The organism is Aeromonas sp. YN13HZO-058, from assembly GCF_001921245.1.
GTDB lineage: Bacteria > Pseudomonadota > Gammaproteobacteria > Enterobacterales > Aeromonadaceae > Aeromonas > Aeromonas allosaccharophila.
Genome location: NZ_MQSY01000033.1, coordinates 98,251 through 115,138 on the forward strand (window position 1 = coordinate 98,251; position 16,888 = coordinate 115,138).

Annotated in this window: 16 protein-coding genes; 5 read left to right on the forward strand and 11 right to left on the reverse strand. The window is 60.7% G+C overall.

All coding sequences use genetic code 11. The features are described 5' to 3' along the window. The first annotated feature begins 67 nt into the window (after positions 1 to 67). Entirely contained in the window at positions 68 to 1,342 is a 1,275-nt protein-coding gene (locus tag BSP75_RS07750) for an HAAAP family serine/threonine permease (protein ID WP_075112803.1), read from the forward strand. Positions 1,343 to 1,408: 66 nt separating this feature from the next. Here BSP75_RS07750 and BSP75_RS07755 read toward each other — a convergent pair whose 3' ends face one another. Then, the gene (locus tag BSP75_RS07755; RefSeq protein ID WP_042062170.1) at positions 1,409 to 2,047 is read right to left on the reverse strand and encodes an exopolysaccharide biosynthesis protein; all 639 of its coding nucleotides are present in this window, start codon (positions 2,045 to 2,047) and stop codon (positions 1,409 to 1,411) included. Between the two features lie 250 nt (positions 2,048 to 2,297). On the opposite strand from BSP75_RS07755, the gene BSP75_RS07760 reads away from it, so the two are divergent. Then, positions 2,298 to 2,918, forward strand: a complete 621-nt coding sequence (locus BSP75_RS07760; RefSeq protein WP_042655721.1) for an outer membrane beta-barrel protein — start codon at positions 2,298 to 2,300, stop codon at positions 2,916 to 2,918. Positions 2,919 to 3,008: 90 nt separating this feature from the next. Here the strand turns inward: BSP75_RS07760 and BSP75_RS07765 are convergent, their stop codons facing one another. Next, the gene (locus BSP75_RS07765) at positions 3,009 to 3,932 is read right to left on the reverse strand and encodes a GGDEF domain-containing protein (protein WP_075112804.1); all 924 of its coding nucleotides are present in this window, start codon (positions 3,930 to 3,932) and stop codon (positions 3,009 to 3,011) included. A 505-nt stretch (positions 3,933 to 4,437) separates the two neighbouring features. On the opposite strand from BSP75_RS07765, the gene amt reads away from it, so the two are divergent. Further along, the gene (gene amt, locus BSP75_RS07770; RefSeq protein ID WP_075112805.1) at positions 4,438 to 5,865 is read left to right on the forward strand and encodes an ammonium transporter; all 1,428 of its coding nucleotides are present in this window, start codon (positions 4,438 to 4,440) and stop codon (positions 5,863 to 5,865) included. A gap of 82 nt (positions 5,866 to 5,947) precedes the next feature. Here the strand turns inward: amt and BSP75_RS07775 are convergent, their stop codons facing one another. The 9 genes from BSP75_RS07775 to BSP75_RS07815 all read right to left on the reverse strand — a co-directional run bounded on the left by BSP75_RS07775 (position 5,948) and on the right by BSP75_RS07815 (position 14,081). Further along, entirely contained in the window at positions 5,948 to 6,415 is a 468-nt protein-coding gene (locus tag BSP75_RS07775; RefSeq protein ID WP_075112806.1) for a glycine zipper 2TM domain-containing protein, read from the reverse strand. A 97-nt stretch (positions 6,416 to 6,512) separates the two neighbouring features. Then, entirely contained in the window at positions 6,513 to 7,010 is a 498-nt protein-coding gene (locus BSP75_RS07780; RefSeq protein WP_075112807.1) for an N-acetyltransferase, read from the reverse strand. Positions 7,011 to 7,122: 112 nt separating this feature from the next. Further along, complete coding sequence (locus BSP75_RS07785; protein ID WP_075112837.1) at positions 7,123 to 7,527, reverse strand: nitrous oxide-stimulated promoter family protein; 405 nt, start codon at positions 7,525 to 7,527, stop codon at positions 7,123 to 7,125. Between the two features lie 88 nt (positions 7,528 to 7,615). After that, a complete protein-coding gene (locus BSP75_RS07790; protein WP_075112808.1) occupies positions 7,616 to 9,418 on the reverse strand; it encodes an aminopeptidase P family protein in 1,803 nt (600 codons plus the stop codon). A gap of 33 nt (positions 9,419 to 9,451) precedes the next feature. Continuing rightward, a complete protein-coding gene (locus BSP75_RS07795; protein ID WP_042062182.1) occupies positions 9,452 to 10,117 on the reverse strand; it encodes a GntR family transcriptional regulator in 666 nt (221 codons plus the stop codon). A gap of 192 nt (positions 10,118 to 10,309) precedes the next feature. Then, complete coding sequence (pckA, locus tag BSP75_RS07800; protein ID WP_042062183.1) at positions 10,310 to 11,935, reverse strand: phosphoenolpyruvate carboxykinase (ATP); 1,626 nt, start codon at positions 11,933 to 11,935, stop codon at positions 10,310 to 10,312. Between the two features lie 149 nt (positions 11,936 to 12,084). Then, the gene (gene hslO, locus BSP75_RS07805) at positions 12,085 to 12,969 is read right to left on the reverse strand and encodes an Hsp33 family molecular chaperone HslO (protein WP_042062184.1); all 885 of its coding nucleotides are present in this window, start codon (positions 12,967 to 12,969) and stop codon (positions 12,085 to 12,087) included. A 77-nt stretch (positions 12,970 to 13,046) separates the two neighbouring features. Then, positions 13,047 to 13,445 (reverse strand): ribosome-associated heat shock protein Hsp15, encoded by a 399-nt coding sequence (gene hslR / locus BSP75_RS07810; protein WP_042062186.1) that lies wholly within the window; start codon positions 13,443 to 13,445, stop codon positions 13,047 to 13,049. Positions 13,446 to 13,700: 255 nt separating this feature from the next. Then, complete coding sequence (locus BSP75_RS07815; protein ID WP_075112838.1) at positions 13,701 to 14,081, reverse strand: hypothetical protein; 381 nt, start codon at positions 14,079 to 14,081, stop codon at positions 13,701 to 13,703. Positions 14,082 to 14,266: 185 nt separating this feature from the next. On the opposite strand from BSP75_RS07815, the gene BSP75_RS07820 reads away from it, so the two are divergent. Beyond that, positions 14,267 to 15,655, forward strand: a complete 1,389-nt coding sequence (locus tag BSP75_RS07820; RefSeq protein WP_075112809.1) for a phosphatase PAP2 family protein — start codon at positions 14,267 to 14,269, stop codon at positions 15,653 to 15,655. After that, the gene (gene ydiK, locus BSP75_RS07825) at positions 15,652 to 16,737 is read left to right on the forward strand and encodes an AI-2E family transporter YdiK (RefSeq protein WP_075112810.1); all 1,086 of its coding nucleotides are present in this window, start codon (positions 15,652 to 15,654) and stop codon (positions 16,735 to 16,737) included. The genes BSP75_RS07820 and ydiK overlap by 4 nt, the downstream gene beginning before the upstream one ends. The last annotated feature ends 151 nt before the right edge of the window (positions 16,738 to 16,888 follow it).

Here is a 16,888-nt window from a genome sequence, read left to right on the forward strand (position 1 = left end):
CATATCTCCAGCCTGTTATTCGGGCCAATAAAAATAATGATGACAGACTAATAAGGTATATATTGCAATGAGTGTTTCTATTGCTGAAAAGAGTAACCCTGTTTCAAAATTGAAATGGGAGAAAAGCGATTCGGTATGGACCATGGGCTTATATGCCACTGCTGTTGGTGCCGGTACGTTATTTCTCCCTATTACTGTTGGCAGTAATTCTCCGGTTATTTTGCTGTTTATATTATTGCTGGCTTTTCCGCTCTCATATTATTCCCACCGGGCATTGAGCCGCTTTGTGCTCTCCAGCTCCCATCGGGAAGGGGACATCACCCATGTGGTGGAGGAGCACTTCGGTGCCAAAGCGGGCAAGCTGCTGATGCTGGTCTATCTGATGGCCTTCTACCCCATCATTCTGGTCTACAGCATCTCCATCACCAATGCGATCCAGAGCTTTGTGGTCCACCAACTGGGGAACGCCGAGCTGCCGCGTGGCCTGCTGGTGCTGGGGGTGATGCTGGGTCTGCATCTGATCCTGCTGGCTGGCAAACAGATCGTGGTGTCGGCCATCAGCGTGCTGGCACTGCCGATGGTCGCCTTTCTGATTGGCCTCTCTATCTATCTACTGCCCCAGTGGAGCCTCTCCTATTTCAGCGAGAGTCAGGCGGTGGACTGGCGTGATCCGGCATTCTGGAAATCCCTCTGGCTGATCGTGCCGGTGATGGTGTTCTCCTTCAGCCATGCGCCCATTATTTCCTCCTTCAGTGCGGCACAGAAGAAGCGTTGTCAGGAGAGTGCCGACCTGCGCGCCAAGCGGATCATCAAGTGCAGCAGCATGCTGATTTGCGGCAGCGTGCTCTTTTTCGTGGTGAGCTGCGTGATGAGTCTGAGTCAGGCGGAGATGGCGCTGGCCCGCACCGACAATATCTCAGTGCTGTCGGCGCTGGCGAACAAGTTCTCCAACCCGCTGATCGCCTATGTGGGGCCGCTCATCGCCATTCTGGCCATGTCCAAATCCTTCCTCGGCACTTCCATGGGGGTGAGCGAGGGGACGGTGAGCATGGTGAGCGGTGCCTGTCAGGGGCTGGGGCTCTCCCTCAGAGAGTCGACCATCGCCCGGGTGTCGTCGGTGATCCTGTTTATGGTGACTGCCGTCATCACCTATCTGAACCCCAATGTGCTCGATATCATCGAGCGCGTCAGTGGCCCGCTGATCGCGGTGATCCTGTTTCTGCTGCCAGCCTGCTCCATCTATCGCTTGTCCGCACTCAAGCGTTATCGCGGGCCGAGTACCCTTTTTGTGTTGGTGATGGGGCTGCTTGCCATCTCGGCCCTTATCTACGATCTGCTTTGACCGGGCGGTATCCCGCACAAATCAAAAAGGGCGACCATCTGGTCGCCCTTTTTCTGTGCATCGGGTTTATCCGAGCAGGCCGCTGGCGCTCTGGCCCGCCATCAGCAAGCCGATGGCCAGCACGCTGAACCAGACCAGGGTCGCGCTCACCAGCAGATAGCCGCTGGCGACGAACAGACCATCCCGCTGCAACATGCCGGTGGCCAGCAGCAGGATGGCCCAGGCAGGCATGGCATTGGTGAAGGGGATGGCGCCCAGGGGCAGCATCAGCAGCAGGGCGGCCAGCATGATCAGCAGGCCGTTGCAGCGGTTGACCGTGCTGCTGCCAGTCAGCAACAGCAGACGCGGGCGGATAACGCGATCGACCCGGGCCAGCAGATCCGCTCCCTTGTGCAGGGTCGGCTTGAGCTGGTCGGCGGCGAAGCGGCGCTCCATCAGCATGGCGGGCAGCCAGGGCACCCGGTTGAGGGTGATGCCGATGCCGATAAAGAGGATCAGCAGGCCAAACGGGGTGCTGACGCCGGGAATGGAGACCGGCAGCAGAAAGGGGACGGTGAGCAGCACGCAAAACAGCAGCATGCCCTGTTCACCCACCAGCGCGAGCATCTGGCGCAGGCTGATATGGCTCTCGTCGATGGCATGCGCGGTGGCCCGCAGGGTATCCGCGAGGGTGGTTTTGGGGTCGTTGAGTTGCGCGGCAACCATTCCCTGATGTCCTTCTGAGTGGTGATAACGGGCCCCGATGACCCGATTTGGCGCCAGCATACGTGGCAGAGGTTAACCGTCGATGAATGGTGGCAGGGGCACATAGCGGCGGCAGTGGTGCTGGCCTGCAGCGCCATCGGTGAGTGTGATCACCGCCATGAAATCGAACCGGTACAGCCGCCATTTAGGATTGGAGCAGGATGACTCTGGTATGCTCTTTGAACAATCACATTCAGTTCAGGGATCGATGATGAAGAGAGCAGGGATCGTGATAATGGGGCTGCTGCTGCCATTCGGGCAGGTCTGGAGTGCCGAGGGCGCGGCCACATCCGGTTGGCAGGTGACGCCGTTTTTCGGCTACAGCTCGTCCATCGACTTCGAGAAGAGCGACGAGGTGCAGCCGGTGCCGCTTTCTGCCTCGCTCGATTCACTGCAGGGGCAGAGCTCCGGCAGTTGGGGCTTCTTTATCAGTAAGGAGGTGGATGATCCCGGCATGATCGAGCTGCTCTACAGCCACCAGTCCACCACCCTCTCTCCCGACCAGCCGGATCGCCTGACGGTCGATACGCTGCACTTTGCCGGTGCGCTGACCCTCTCTGACAACCTGATGGCACCTTATATCGGCGCCGGGATCGGGGTGACCCGTTTCGCCGCCTACGACAGCGAGGTGACCCCTTCCATGTCGCTGGCGCTCGGGGTGCAACCGCGCCTCGCCGAGCATCTGGCGCTGCGTGCCGAGGTGCGCGGTTATGGCTCGCTGGTCAACGACAGCAGCCAGTTTCTCTGCAACCCGGAGCAGTGCGTGTTCAAGGTGCGGGGCGAGCTGGTGACCCAGTGGCAGGCCAATATCGGTCTCACCTTCCGCTTTTAAGCCGCCACAATTTCATGCAGGGAAAAGGGGCCGTCTGGCCCCTTTTGTCTGGATGTTTGCTGCTGTGCTCATCATTACGTTGGCAGATGCTCACGTCCCGTGATTGACCGGGGTTGCCCACACGGCGCAATTTCTACCCGCCTCCTTGGCGCCATAGAGCGCCTGATCCACCCGTTTGAACAGCGAGACTGCCGACTCCTTGGGCTCGCGGATCCCCACCCCCAGGCTGACTGTCAGGGGATGGGCCGGGTCAGGGGCGATGGCGCGGGTCGCCGTCAGCAGGGTGCTGGCCAGTTGCTGTAAGCGGGCTTCGTTTGCTGCGGGTAGCAGCAGGGCAAACTCCTCTCCGCCGATGCGGGCTGCCAGCGCCCCGGGCGGGCAGTGCTGCTGCAACAGCTCGCCAAACTGCAGCAACACCCGATCCCCGATATCGTGACCGTAGTTGTCATTGATCACCTTGAAGTGATCGAGATCCAGCAGAATGAGCCCCTGGCACTCGCCCTGCTCCAGAAACAGCTGTTGATGAAAGTAGCGCCGGTTTGGCAGCCGGGTCAGATCGTCAAACAGCGCCTGTTGTCTGAGCTGGGCGTTGACGTGAAAGAGGTGGTGCATGGTGCTCAGGATGCCGATGCTGCTGAGCAGGATGCCGCTGGATCGCAGCAGATCCTCGGCATAGATGGCGATCCAGAGTGGTTGGGCGACCAGCTCGTCCATGATGTCGGCGGTGGCCCCCATGATCCACAACATCAGGCCGTAGCAGAGCAGGCGATAGGTTCTGGTGGGCAGAGGGGCACACTGCACCACCCAGAACAGGAACAGCATGGTCAGCCAGTTGATCCCCTCGAAGCCAAAGCTGATGACATGGAGGCGAGCGAACGGGAAATGGGGCAGCAGCAACAGATGAAGGACCATGATGACCAGCATCAATCCCCCCAGCAGCATGATGTGGGCACGATGCTCTCGGTCGAGATGGTGGTAGTGGGAGAGTCTGATGTCGAGACGATCGAACTGCATGGTGTTCCTCGGATTGGGCCTGCCATCACCTTGCAAACAAGGGGCTGCGTAATGGTATGCCGTGGTCGGATAACAGGAAGCGGCTGGTCTGTCAGTGTAAACGAGCGGGCCCGCAGCAGGCGATATCGATGATGTCAGCTTGTGGGCTGGCTCCGGGTTTGCGCACTTATGGTGCGCACGTTATCGCCTGCCCTGTGACAGGGCGGCCCTGGGCGGGTTGGCGCAGTCAGCGCGCCATGTTGGTGCAAGCAAGGTTTTGTCGATAGTTAATTCTATGATTTTAAAGGATTTAAATTTATGGCCCGCTTTATGCTTTTTATCTGTCAGACGGTCTCTTGCGGTCATAGGCGGCAGACGCAGTGATGAGGAGGTAGCAAGAGACATCCCCGTGCCGGGCACGGGTGTGATTCTGGCGGGTTGCTGCAACACCTTGCGGCTCGCCACAGATTCAATCAGGGAAACGGAGCCGGTCTCGTACCGGTACGACAGGGAAGGAGAGTGCTCTATGGTCAAAAAATGGATGATGGCGGGTCTGACGATGTTGCCTGCCTTGCTGGTTACCCCAAGTTGGGCCGAAGAGGTCGCTCAGGTACAGGCTGCGGTGGCACCGGTTGCCGCCGTGACAATCAACAAGGGTGACAACACCTGGATGCTGCTCTCGGCGGCGCTGGTGATCCTGATGTCGATCCCCGGTCTGGCTCTCTTCTACGGTGGTCTGGTGCGGGCCAAGAACATGCTGAGCGTGCTGATGCAGGTCTTTACCCTGTTCTGCCTCATCTGCGTGCTCTGGGTGATCTACGGCTATTCGCTGGCCTTTACCGAGGGGGGCAATTTCTACGGCGCCTTCAGCAAGGTGCTGCTCAAGGGGGTGACGCCTGACTCCATCGCCGCCACCTTCAGCAAGGGTGTCGGGATCAGCGAGCTGATCTATGTGGTGTTCCAGGGGGCCTTTGCCGCCATCACCTGCGGCCTTATCGTGGGGGCGTTCGCCGAGCGCATCAAGTTTGCCGCCGTGCTGCTCTTCTCGGTGATCTGGTTCACCTTCGCCTATATCCCGCTGGCTCACATGGTGTGGTATTGGGCGGGTCCGGATGCCTATACCAGCGCCGAGGCCGCAGCAACCGCGACCGCCACTGCCGGTTATCTGTTCCAGCATGGTGCGCTGGACTTTGCAGGCGGCACCGTGGTGCACATCAACGCCGCCGTGGCGGGTCTGGTGGGTGCCTATCTGGTGGGCAAGCGTCTGGGCTACGGTCGTGATCCCATGACCCCCCACAGCCTGACCATGACCATGATTGGCGCCTCCCTGCTCTGGTTTGGCTGGTTCGGTTTCAATGCGGGCTCCGCGCTGGAAGCCAACGGTATCGCTGCACTCGCCTTTATCAACACCTGGGTGGCGCCTGCTGCGGCAGCCCTGTCATGGACGCTGGCCGAGTGGGTGATGAAGGGGCGTCCCTCCCTGTTGGGGGCGGCGTCCGGTGCGGTGTCCGGTCTGGTGGTGATCACCCCGGCAGCCGGTTTCGTCGGTGTGGGCGGTGGTCTGGTGATGGGCCTTATCAGTGGCGTGGCGGGTCTGTGGGGCGTCCACGGTCTCAAGCGCATGCTGGGGGCCGATGACAGTCTGGACGTGTTTGGCGTGCACGGGGTGTGCGGCATTCTTGGCGCCCTGCTGACCGGCGTCTTTGCCAGCCCGGATCTGGGCGGCACCGGGGTGTGGGACTATGTCACCAATCAGGTTGCCGAGGGTTACTCCATCCTGACTCAGGTGAAGATCCAGGCCATCGGGGTCGGTGTCACCATCCTCTGGTCCGGTGCCGTGGCGGCGATTGCCTTCAAGGCCGTCGATATGCTGGTGGGGCTGCGGGTGAACGGCGATGCCGAGCGGGAAGGGCTGGATGTCACTTCCCACGGCGAGAAGGCTTACAGCATGTAATCCCGAACGTCAGACAACAAAAAACCGCCGGTTCCGGCGGTTTTTTTATGCTCGAGCGCAATGGCGCGCTTGGTTCACACGCTTAGTTCACGACGGCCACGTTGATGCTGCCATTGCCCTGGGTCATGCGCACCCGCGCGCCCGGTACAAAGGTGGGGCTGGCTTTCTGCACCACCACGATGGCTTCGCCGCTCTCTTTCTTGATCTCCAGCTCGACGCCGTCGACCTGATTCATCTTGTTGCCGATGGCGTTGCCTGCCGCCGCACCGGCGATGGCGCCGCCTGCTGCGGCGATATCGCGTCCGGTGCCGCCACCCACGGTGCTGCCGAGCAGGCCGCCGACCACGGCGCCGCCAATGGTGCCCACCAGTGAGTTCTCATCGGCCTGGATCTTCACCGGGCGGGTGGAGATGATGGTGCCGTAGCTGACAGTCTGCACCTGTTTGGCGCGGTCTTTGGTGTAGACATCGCCGGAGTAAACGTCACTGTTGGCGCATCCGGTGATGGTGGTCGCTGCCAGCAGGGCAATAAGGGTCATACGCTTCAACATGGTGGGCCTCCTGGGCTGCACGTAATTTGAACAATCCGGTTGATGAGTGAACTCTACTCCAACCCCGTCACACATGAAATCGGCAAAATGTAACCAATTATGCGTTCTGTAACCGGTTTTGTCCTTGAATCGCAGCTGTACCGGAGAGAGTTTTGACCAGCAGCAGACGGTCTTCTCCGGGGCCGAAATAGTCGGCTACTTCCGCCTGCAATGTGTAACCGAGCCGGTAGTAGAGGCGCTGGGCCGGATTGACCGGATCGACCGTGAGCCGCAGTTCGCTGATCTGCAGCGCCTGCTGGTTGGCCTCCATCTGGCGCATCATTCGTTCGGCCAGGCCGAAACCGCGCGCCTCGGGCAGCACCGCCAGCGACAGCACCCAGCCTTGCGACCGCTCCTGACCGAATCCCCCCAGCACATAACCCACCAGCTGCCCCTCGTATTCGGCCACCAGCAACAGCTCGGGCCACAAATCCATCGCCTGACGGAAGAAGAAGGCGGGATAGACATCTTCGCCAAACACCTTGGCATCGATCTGCCAGATGGCGTGCATGTCATGGTGGGTGGCGGTGCGTAGCAGGGGCGGGTTGTGGTGCATCAGGACTCCATCGGCAGCAAGCGGATCAGCAACGCCGCTGACGGCTGGGTCAACGGCAGAAAAGGAGTCATAGGGTAGTGGTCATCCCCTGCCGGATGCAAGGGATTGGCGGTTATGGTGGCAGTGGCCGGCTCTGGGGCTGTTTGGGGGCTTTGCGCAAGCCATCGAGCAGGTGACGGAGGGTGAGCCAGGGGTGGCGTAGCAACATGCGCGGGCCGCTCCACTTCATCACCTGCTGGATCTCTTTGCGCATTGCCGGGGCGTAGCAGTGGATCGTGCAGTTGGCGCAGGTGGGTTTGTTGCCATGGTTGTAACGGCAGCGACGAAGGCGCTGATGAGCGAAATCCCGCAACTGGCGACAGTGGCGGCAGTGGGGATCCTGATGATGGTGCTGGCAGTAGAGGCGGATCATGGCGCTGACCGTCTGCTGCTCGCGCATGAGTCTGGGGTGGTCACTCGCCTTTTTGCTGGCTGCGGCGTGTGAGCCCCGGGCTGGGCTGGCATGATGACTTTTCATGGCCGCCATTCTCCTGACCTGCTCGTTCGGGGTGTTGATACAGGTCAAAAGGGGCGATAAAAAAACAGGGCCCGCAGGCCCTGTGTCATCAGATGAGGCTGGTTGCCTGCTCCAGCCAGGCGAGATCCTCGCCCTCGAGCAGCGGGCTCAGGCGGCGGAACACCTCGACGTGGTATTCGTTGAACCAGCGGAATTCGGCCGGGCTCAGCAGGCTGCGGTCGATCAGGCGGGTATCGAACGGCACGTAGGTCAGCCGCTCGAAGCCCAGCATCGGCAGCTCGCCAACCTGTTCCAGCTCGGTCACCACCACCAGGTTTTCGCAGCGGATGCCAAAACCATCTTCGCGGTAGTAGCCCGGCTCGTTGGAGAGCACCATGCCCGGTTGCAGGGCGACCATGCTCCCTTTCGGCGCGATGCGCTGGGGCCCTTCGTGGACACTCAGGAAGTGGCCGACGCCGTGGCCGGTGCCGTGGTCGTAGTTGTAACCGGCTTGCCACAGCGGCATGCGGGCCAGCACGTCGAGCTGGATACCGGCGGTGCCACGGGGGAAGCGGGCCTGATCCAGTGCGATATGGCCCTGCAGCACCCGGGTAAACATCGCTTTCTGCTCGTCGGTCACCTCACCCACCTTGATGGTGCGGGTGATGTCGGTGGTGCCATCCATGTATTGCGCGCCGGAGTCCAGCAGATAGAGGCTGTCCTGGCCGAATGCACGGGGAGTGCCATTGGTGTGGTGGTAGTGGCACATGGCGGCGTTGGGGCCGAGCGCGGAGATGGTGTCGAAGCTCGGCTCGACGTAGTGTTCCTGCTCGCGGCGGAACGCTTCCACCTGATCGGCCAGAGTACCTTCATCCACCCCCTCGAACTCACCGGAGGCGATCAGACGATCCAGCCAGGCGAGGAAGCGGGTCATGGCCACGCCATCACGCAGGTGAGCGGCACGCATGCCGGTCAGTTCGATTTCGTTCTTGCACGCTTTCGGCAGCATGGTGGGGTCTTGCCCTGCCACCAGAATGGCGCCCGCCTCTTCCATGACGAGCTGGGTCCAGGCGTTGGCGCTGTCCGGATCGGCCAGCACCTTCTGCTGATCTTCACCGATGCGTTGCAGCACGTCGCCCAGCTTGTCGATGGGGTAGACGGAGACGTCTTGGCCAACGTGTTGGGTGAAGGCGAAGCAGTCAATTTTGTCGGTATCGACGAAGAAATCCATGCTGGTGTTGGCGTAGAGCACCGCAAAGCCCAGCACCACCGGCAGCCGGTCGATGTCGCGGCCACGCAGGTTGAGCAGCCAGTTGATGGGCTCGGCCTGGGTCAGCAGCACTGCATCCAGCCCGCGCTTGCGCAGGTCGGCCGCCAGCTGTTCACGTTTGGACTGGCTGGACTGGCCCGCCAACTCCTCGCTGTAGAGGATGACCGGGCTCTTGGTCGGCTCGGGACGATCGCTCCAGTTCAGGTCGATGGGGTTCTGCTCGACGCGGATCAGCTCGATACCGCGATCGGCCAGCACGGCTTTGGCATGCTTGTACCAGGTCAGGCTGTGCAGGCGGGCATCGAAACCAACCCGGGAGCCGGACGGCAGCTGCTCGGCCAGCCACTGGACGTGGGGATCTTCATTGAGGTGGAGGAATTCGAACAGCTCGGCGGGGGTTTGCATCCGCGCCTGCACCGTATAGCGACCATCGACAAAGAGGGCTGCTCGCTGGGTCATGATGATGGCGACCCCGGCAGAGCCGTTGAAACCGGTGATCCAGTCAAGCCGCTCGGCATAGGCGGGGATGTACTCGCCGAGGTGCTCATCATCGTGGGGGACGATAAATGCGTCCAACTCCTGCATGGCCAGCTCGGCCCTGACTTGGGCGACGCGGGTTTCAATTATCTCGAAATTATTCATGTCGTTAGTGCCAGATGGTTGCTATATGAGTGTTCAGTTTTTATGGCCGCTGGCCAGGATCCGCTTGATCGACTGGCCCGCCGCTTCGATATGCTGCTTGAGCAGCACCACCGCCTCGTGCTTGCGCCGGGCGCGGCACAGTTCCAGCAATTGGGCGTGTTCACGCTCCGCCTTGTCCACGCCGTCGCTGGCAAACAGCAGCTCGAAGCGGACATAGCGGTCACAGCTCAGATTGATCTGGGCGATGAGATCCAGTGCCTGGGGGCGACCGGCTGCCTGATAGAGGGTGGCGTGAAAGCTGTGGTTCAACTCGGCCCAATGTTCGATCTGGGTGCCTGACTCCAGGGCGTGATCAAACTGGGCGAGGATCGCCTCCGCTTGCGCGAAGGTGGCTTCCGTCATCTTGTCGACGGCGTGAAACAGGGTATCGGCTTCCAGCAGTGCTCGCAAATAAAAGAGCTCTTCGATGGCCGAGGCGTCCAGCATGGTGACCACGGCGCCGCGATGGGCTTCGAACTTGACCAGCCCCTGTGCCTCCAGCTGCATCAATGCTTCGCGCACCGGAATGCGGCTCACTGCCAGCTCTTTGGCGATAGCATCCTGACGCAAGGGGGCGCCGGCGGGGAACTCCCCACGGAGGATCCGGCCACGGAGGTTTTCCATCACCATCTGGGTTCGGGTCTTGTAGGGTGGAGTCATGGTCGGGTCACGATTGGGCGTTACAAAATTGTATATTGTATAAAGTTTGGCTGAATCTACCCCGTCAGGAGTGGCAAGGCAAGGTTTAGGGGCTCGCCGCCGCGTGGCTGGCGGCGTTCGGGGCTCCATAAAAACAAAAATGCCGGTCAGCGTGGCTGACCGGCATGATGTCACTGATAGGAAGCGGGGCTATTACAGCTGCGGGCCTGCCGCAACCAGACGTTTGCCTTCGTCGTTATCGGTGAAGCGCTCGAAGTTCTTGATGAAACGGCCTGCCAGATCGACGGCCTTGGCATCCCACTCGGCCTTGTCGGCGTAAGTGTCACGCGGGTCGAGGATCGCCGGGTTCACATCGTGCAGCGCGGTCGGGATCTCCAGATTGAAGATCGGCAGCACCTTGGTCTCGGCCTTCTCGATGGAGCCATCCAGGATGGCGTCGATGATGGCGCGGGTATCCTTGATGGAGATGCGCTTGCCGGTGCCGTTCCAGCCGGTGTTGACCAGATAGGCCTCTGCACCTGCCGCTTCCATCCGTTTCACCAGCTCCTGACCGTACTTGGTCGGGTGCAGGGAGAGGAAGGCTGCGCCGAAGCAGGAGGAGAAGGTCGGAGTCGGCTCGGTGATGCCGCGCTCGGTACCGGCCAGTTTGGCGGTGAAGCCAGACAGGAAGTGGTACTTGGTCTGCTCTTTGGTCAGCTTGGAGACCGGGGGCAGCACGCCGAAGGCGTCGGCAGTCAGGAAGATCACCTTGGTGGCGTGACCTGCCTTGGAGACCGGCTTGACGATGTTTTCGATGTGATAGATGGGGTAGGAGACGCGGGTGTTCTCGGTCTTGGAGCCATCATCGAAGTCGATGGTGCCATCGGCAGCAACGGTCACGTTCTCCAGCAGCGCATCGCGACGGATGGCGTGGTAGATGTCCGGCTCTGCCTCTTCGGAGAGCTTGATGGTCTTGGCGTAGCAGCCACCTTCGAAGTTGAATACGCCGTCGTCGTCCCAGCCGTGCTCGTCATCGCCGATCAGCTGACGCTTGGGATCGGTGGAGAGGGTGGTCTTGCCGGTACCGGAGAGGCCGAAGAAGATGGCGACGTCGCCATCCTGACCCACGTTGGCGGAGCAGTGCATGGAGGCAATGCCGCGCAGGGGCAGGAAGTAGTTCATCATCGAGAACATGCCCTTCTTCATCTCGCCACCGTACCAGGTGCCGCCGATGAGCTGGATCTTCTCGGTCAGGTTGAAGGCAACAAAGTTCTCGGAGTTGAGACCCTGCTCCTTCCAGTTCGGGTTGGTGCACTTGGCACCGTTCATCACCACGAAGTCAGGCTTGAAGGTTTTCAGCTCTTCATCGCTCGGGCGGATGAACATGTTCTTCACGAAGTGAGCCTGCCAGGCCACCTCGGTGATGACGCGCACGGCCAGACGGGTATCCGGGTTGGCACCGCAGAAGCCGTCGACCACAAACAGACGCTTGCCGGAGAGCTGTTTGGTGACCAGCGCTTTCAGATGTGACCACACTTCCGGGCTAATGGCTTTGTTATCGTTTTTACCCTGGTCAGACCACCATACAGTGTTCTGGGTAGTGGCATCTTTGACGATATATTTATCTTTCGGGGAGCGACCGGTGAAGATCCCGGTGTTGACGTTGACGGCGCCCAGCTCGGTCACCACACCGCGCTCGAACCCTTCCAGGTCAGAACGTGTCTCTTCCGCGAAAAGCTGGTCGTAAGAGGGGTTGCGAACGATTTCTTGGCTGTTTGTGATGCCGTACTGGTCCAGTCCTAATTGTTGGGCCAGGGTGGGTTCTGCCACGATTGTCATTGTATTCTCCTGGGTTCAGAGGTTGGTAGGGTTCTATCTGACGGTCATCCTATCACTTAGGTGGTAGAGTTTAGCGATCGCCATCAAACTTTATAAAATAGGGTGTTTTTTTGTTATTAAAGTTAAAGGCGGGTTTTGCCCGCCTTTAATTAGTGTAACTGGTTTGCATCATTGCCGGGAGCCCTGCTGAACAGGGTTTCGACATCGATCCCATTAAATTGGTACTGGGCGCCGCAATAATCACAGTGCATGTCGATCTTGCCGAGCTCCTGCACCATCTCCATGACTTCTTCCTTTTCTATCTGCAACAGGGCCCCTTCGCAGCGCTCACGGGAGCAGGTGCAACGGAACTCGACCGCCTGCGGATCGAACACCCGTACCTTGTCCTGATGGTAGAGACGGTAGAGGATCTCTTCCGCTTCCAGCCCGAACAGCTCTTCATCCTTGATGGTGCTGGTGAGCTGGGTCAGGTGATCGAAATCGTTGCTGTGATCCTCGCTCTGGGCGGGCAGCTCCTGCAGCATGATGCCGGCGGCACGCGGTGCGCCTTCGTGGTAGCCGGTGCGGATCCACAACTTGGTCGCCAGCTGTTCGGAGCGGGCGAAGTAGTGCTCCAGGCAGCCTGCCAGGGTGTCGGCGTCCAGCGCTATGATGCCCTGATAGCGCTCGCCCTGCTCCGGGGTGATGGTGATGATCAGCTGGCCATTGCCGATCAGGCTCTGCAGCTTGCCATCGCTCGGCAGCTCGCCTTCATAGCGGGCCACACCGCGCAGCTGCTGGTTGTTGTCACCATTGATCACGGCCAGACGTACCGGGCCATCGCCCTGCAGCTGTACGGTAATGGAGCCTTCAAACTTGAGGGTGGCGGTCAGCAGGCTGGTGGCGACCAGCAGCTCGCCCAGCAGTTTTTGCACCTGCACCGGGTAGTTCTGGGCTTCCACCACGTGGCGGTAGGTGTGATCCAGCTGGACCAGCTCGCCACGCACTTCGTACTCTTCAAACAGATAGCGATACAGCAGATCTTGGTTGCTCATCATGTATTCCTGGCTTTTCGGTGAGGTAAATCGGGCGGGCTGGGGTTGCTGCCAGCCCGGTATCAAATCGGGGTCGGTCAGTACTGTTTGACCTTGAGCAACTGGCGTCGCTCCTGCTTGTCGGGGCGGCGCTCGGGGCTGGGAGCAAACTGGCTGTTGAAGCGGCGCGCCTCGCTGTTCTCGGCCCGTTTTTTCAGGCTCTCGGCGGTCTCTTCATAGAGCTGCTGGGCCAGCGGGGCCGATTTGCGCTGCTCGCTCAAGGCCAGCACCCGCACTTCGCGTTCGTCCTGCCCCTGCCAGAAGCGGATTAGTGCACCCACTTCCACCTGTTTGCCCGGTTTGCTGCGCTGACCATTGTAGTGCACCTTGCCCCCGTCTATCTGATCCCGCGCCACGGAGCGGGTCTTGTAGAAACGGGCCGCCCACAGCCACTTGTCGAGACGAACCTCAAGGGGACTTTCTGCATGATTGGGCATGAACAGGCTCCATAACGGGGAAAAGAGGTGGTCGATTATACCAGAGCACGGGGTCGGGATAGAAACCGGGCAGCCGCAGCGCGGGGCGCAAACCATGTCAAGGTGATGCAACATATGGGCAGTTTGCTGATTCACAAGGGAAAGCCGGTGCGTTATCGGGCATTTATGGGGCAGGGGAGGGCCTTCATACCGCGCATATAGCGCTGCCGCCCCGGTTGGGAGCGGCAGCGTTCACATCCGTTGACCATGTCAGAGTCAGAAGTGATCGTGCTGATCCGGCTTCTTCTGGTCGTGGTGGCCTTCGCTGTGGGCGATGGCAGTGCGGATCAGATCAACCCCGGCGCGGATAATCAGCACCCCCATGTTGACCAGCTTGACGCAGACCCACATGAAGGTGATGAGCAGGATCAGCTTGAGCACGGTCTGGAACGCTTCCAGGAAGTTCTGCTCCAGCTGGGAGGTCAGGCCGTTGGCGCTGGTCATCAGCCAGGTGTAAACCTCGCGCACGAACGGGATGCGGCTTGGCATCTCCAGCACATCCAGTGCGGCAGGGAGCGCCTGGAAGATGACGATGCTGCCGAACAGGATCAAAATGACACCGATGGCGATGCCGAGGAAAAAGCCGAACTGTCTCATGGAGGGCTCCAGCATTTGCTGCATGAAATTGAAGATAGCCGCCAATAGTAGGGAGTGCCCCGCTTCATCGCAATCTTCCGTGCACCGCCATCGCGGTGGGAACGGCGGCGATCCGGCCGCTACCATTGCCCAACTATCTGATTTCTGGGAGGCTTGTCGCCATTACGCATAGGGAAAGCAAATTGATGTCGAGAACCCTCTTTTTACTGTTGCTGGCTCTGGTTGCCGCTGTGCCTGCGGTGAGCGCCGAACCGGCGGCTCCCTCGGCGGCCGCCTGCGCCATCCGCCATCAGGATCAACTGTTGCTGGTGCAGGATCGCATCTCCTCCCGCTACAGCCTGAGCGGTGGCTATATCGATGGCGGCGAGCGCCCTGAGCAGGCGGCGCTGCGCGAACTCTATGAAGAGACCGGCTTGCACGGCGAAATCGTCGCGGATCTTGGCCGCTGGCAGAAAGCGCAGGTCTTTGCCTGCCGCACCTTGGAACCGATAGTCGCTCAGCAAGACACAGCGTTTGTCTCGATCCTGAAGGCCCCCAATCTGGGGGGCGAGATCCTCAACGCCCGCTTGATCGCGGTGGACAAGTTGCCCCGCGAGCAGCGCCGCTTCCCGGATCAGCTCGACTGGCTGCAATCCCGACTGGATAAGGTGCCCGAGAGCGAGGTGCGCTGGCAGGCCGATTTCGTGGCGCAGGGCAATGGGCTGCATCAGGTCGAGATCCCGCTGATGATGCGCTTGCAGCAGTGGCTGGGGCCGGATGTCTGGTGGCTGTCGGTCAGCAATCTGTTTGGTTCAGGCGGCTTTCAGCTTGCCCTGATACCTTTGCTGCTCCCGCTGCTGGGGTGGCCGCGACTGCGCCAGCTGCTGTTCGCCATGCTCTGGCTCGGGCTGCTGGTGCAGGCGGGCAAGGAGGGGATCGGCTGGCCGCGCCCCTTTCATCTGCAACCGCTGCTGGCAACCCAGAGCGCGCAAGGCTTTGGCATGCCGAGCGGCCACACCGCCTCGGCGCTGCTGTTCTGGGGGGCGTTGCTTGGCTGGCTGTGGCCGACGCACCGCTGGCGGGCGCTTTCGCTGGCCCTGTTGCTGGCGCTGGCCACCGGTCTGGCGCGGGTCTGGCTCGGAGTACACTTTATCTCTGATGTGGCGGCCGGGTTGCTGATCGGCGCCTTGCTGCTGGCTGCTCGCCCCTGCTGGCGTGCCGATGGGCATGCGGTTGGCTGGCTGCTGCTGATTGCCGCCGCGCTGGCACTCGGGGGACTGACCCAATCGGCCCATCTGACCGGGATCGGCCTGACGGCGCTCGGGCTCTGGATGGGCGGCTTGCGCTCCCTGACCCGCGGCGGTTATCCCCCCATCCTGACCGGCGCAGTCACGCTGGCGGGGGGCGTGGTGATCGGGGCAGGGCTCTGGGCGGTGCCGCTGCTGACCAGCAGTTCGCTTAACATCCTGCTCGGTCAGTTATCGCTCTTTTTCGGGCTGGGGCTCTGGTTGAGCGCGGGCCTCTGGTGGATACTCTCTTTCTTGAAATGCGACACACGACCCAAGGGCAACGGCTCTGACAAGGGAACTCTATGAATGTGAAAAAAGTGGATTTGGCCAAGACAACCCTGGGGGTGCTGTTTATCAGCCTCCTGATTATCTCCTGTTTCTTGGTGTTGCAGCCCTTCCTGCCAGCACTGGTGTGGGCCACCATGATCACCATCGCCACCTGGCCACTGATGCTGATGATGCAGCGCCTGCTGTGGGGCAAGCGTTCGCTGGCGGCCCTGTTTATGACGCTGGTGCTGCTGCTGATATTTGTCATCCCGCTCTTTATGACGCTGGCCAATGTGGCGGAGAAGGCCCCCATGCTGATCGAGCTGGGCACCCATATCAGCCAGTCGCCGCCACCGGAGCTGCTCTGGCTGCAACAGATCCCGCTGGTGGGTACCAAGTTGTATGAGTTCTGGCAGCAAATTCTGGCGAGTGGTGGTCAGGTGCTGTTTGCCAAGCTGGCTCCCTATTTCGGCCAGACTGCCCGCTGGCTGGCCTCTCAGGCCGGTAATCTGGGGCTGCTGTTCGTCCACTTCCTGCTGACGGTCGGTATCTGCGGCCTGCTCTATCACTCGGGTGAAGTGGTGGCGACCGGCATTCGCCGCTTTGCCCACCGGCTGGCGGGCCAACGGGGTGACAATGCCACCGTGCTCGCTTCACAGGCGATCCGCGCCGTGGCGATGGGGGTGGTGGTGACCGCGCTGGTGCAATCCACGGTGGCCGGTGTCGGCCTGCTGATTGCCGGTATCCCCTACGCCATGATTTTGGTGGTGGTGATGTTCCTGCTGATCGTCGCCCAGATCGGCCCCTTCCCGGTGCTGCTGGCCTGTATCGGCTATCTCTACTGGAGCGGCGACACCACCTGGGGCACCTTCCTGCTGGTGTGGTCACTGTTTGCGGGCACCATGGACAACTTCCTGCGCCCCTTCCTGATCAAGCGTGGCGCCAATCTGCCGCTCATCCTCATTCTGGTGGGGGTTATCGGCGGCTTGCTGACCATGGGGATCATCGGCCTGTTTATCGGCCCCGTGGTGCTGGCGGTGGGCTACACCCTGCTGGATGCCTGGATCAAGGAAGATGACCAACCCGCGGCCGCTGCGGTTGAAGCGCCCAAGGCCCAATAACGATTCAGTAAAAAGACGATTCGGTAACAAGACGATTCAGCCATCCATCGCTGATGCCAAGAGCCGCCCATAAGGGCGGCTCTTTGGTTTTTGACGAGCGTGATTTATGGCGATGGCGTCAGAACGCTGATCCGTACTAACCTGCATATCC

Bases quoted from the DNA above. Each gene is read 5' to 3' on its own strand.
- BSP75_RS07750 (WP_075112803.1), top strand. From the start codon at position 68: ATGAGTGTTTCTATTGCTGAAAAGAGTAACCCTGTTTCAAAATTGAAA.
- BSP75_RS07755 (WP_042062170.1), bottom strand. From the start codon at position 2,047: ATGGTTGCCGCGCAACTCAACGACCCCAAAACCACCCTCGCGGATACC.
- BSP75_RS07760 (WP_042655721.1), top strand. From the start codon at position 2,298: ATGAAGAGAGCAGGGATCGTGATAATGGGGCTGCTGCTGCCATTCGGG.
- BSP75_RS07765 (WP_075112804.1), bottom strand. From the start codon at position 3,932: ATGCAGTTCGATCGTCTCGACATCAGACTCTCCCACTACCACCATCTC.
- amt (WP_075112805.1), top strand. From the start codon at position 4,438: ATGGTCAAAAAATGGATGATGGCGGGTCTGACGATGTTGCCTGCCTTG.
- BSP75_RS07775 (WP_075112806.1), bottom strand. From the start codon at position 6,415: ATGTTGAAGCGTATGACCCTTATTGCCCTGCTGGCAGCGACCACCATC.
- BSP75_RS07780 (WP_075112807.1), bottom strand. From the start codon at position 7,010: ATGCACCACAACCCGCCCCTGCTACGCACCGCCACCCACCATGACATG.
- BSP75_RS07785 (WP_075112837.1), bottom strand. From the start codon at position 7,527: ATGAAAAGTCATCATGCCAGCCCAGCCCGGGGCTCACACGCCGCAGCC.
- BSP75_RS07790 (WP_075112808.1), bottom strand. From the start codon at position 9,418: ATGAATAATTTCGAGATAATTGAAACCCGCGTCGCCCAAGTCAGGGCC.
- BSP75_RS07795 (WP_042062182.1), bottom strand. From the start codon at position 10,117: ATGACTCCACCCTACAAGACCCGAACCCAGATGGTGATGGAAAACCTC.
- pckA (WP_042062183.1), bottom strand. From the start codon at position 11,935: ATGACAATCGTGGCAGAACCCACCCTGGCCCAACAATTAGGACTGGAC.
- hslO (WP_042062184.1), bottom strand. From the start codon at position 12,969: ATGAGCAACCAAGATCTGCTGTATCGCTATCTGTTTGAAGAGTACGAA.
- hslR (WP_042062186.1), bottom strand. From the start codon at position 13,445: ATGCCCAATCATGCAGAAAGTCCCCTTGAGGTTCGTCTCGACAAGTGG.
- BSP75_RS07815 (WP_075112838.1), bottom strand. From the start codon at position 14,081: ATGAGACAGTTCGGCTTTTTCCTCGGCATCGCCATCGGTGTCATTTTG.
- BSP75_RS07820 (WP_075112809.1), top strand. From the start codon at position 14,267: ATGTCGAGAACCCTCTTTTTACTGTTGCTGGCTCTGGTTGCCGCTGTG.
- ydiK (WP_075112810.1), top strand. From the start codon at position 15,652: ATGAATGTGAAAAAAGTGGATTTGGCCAAGACAACCCTGGGGGTGCTG.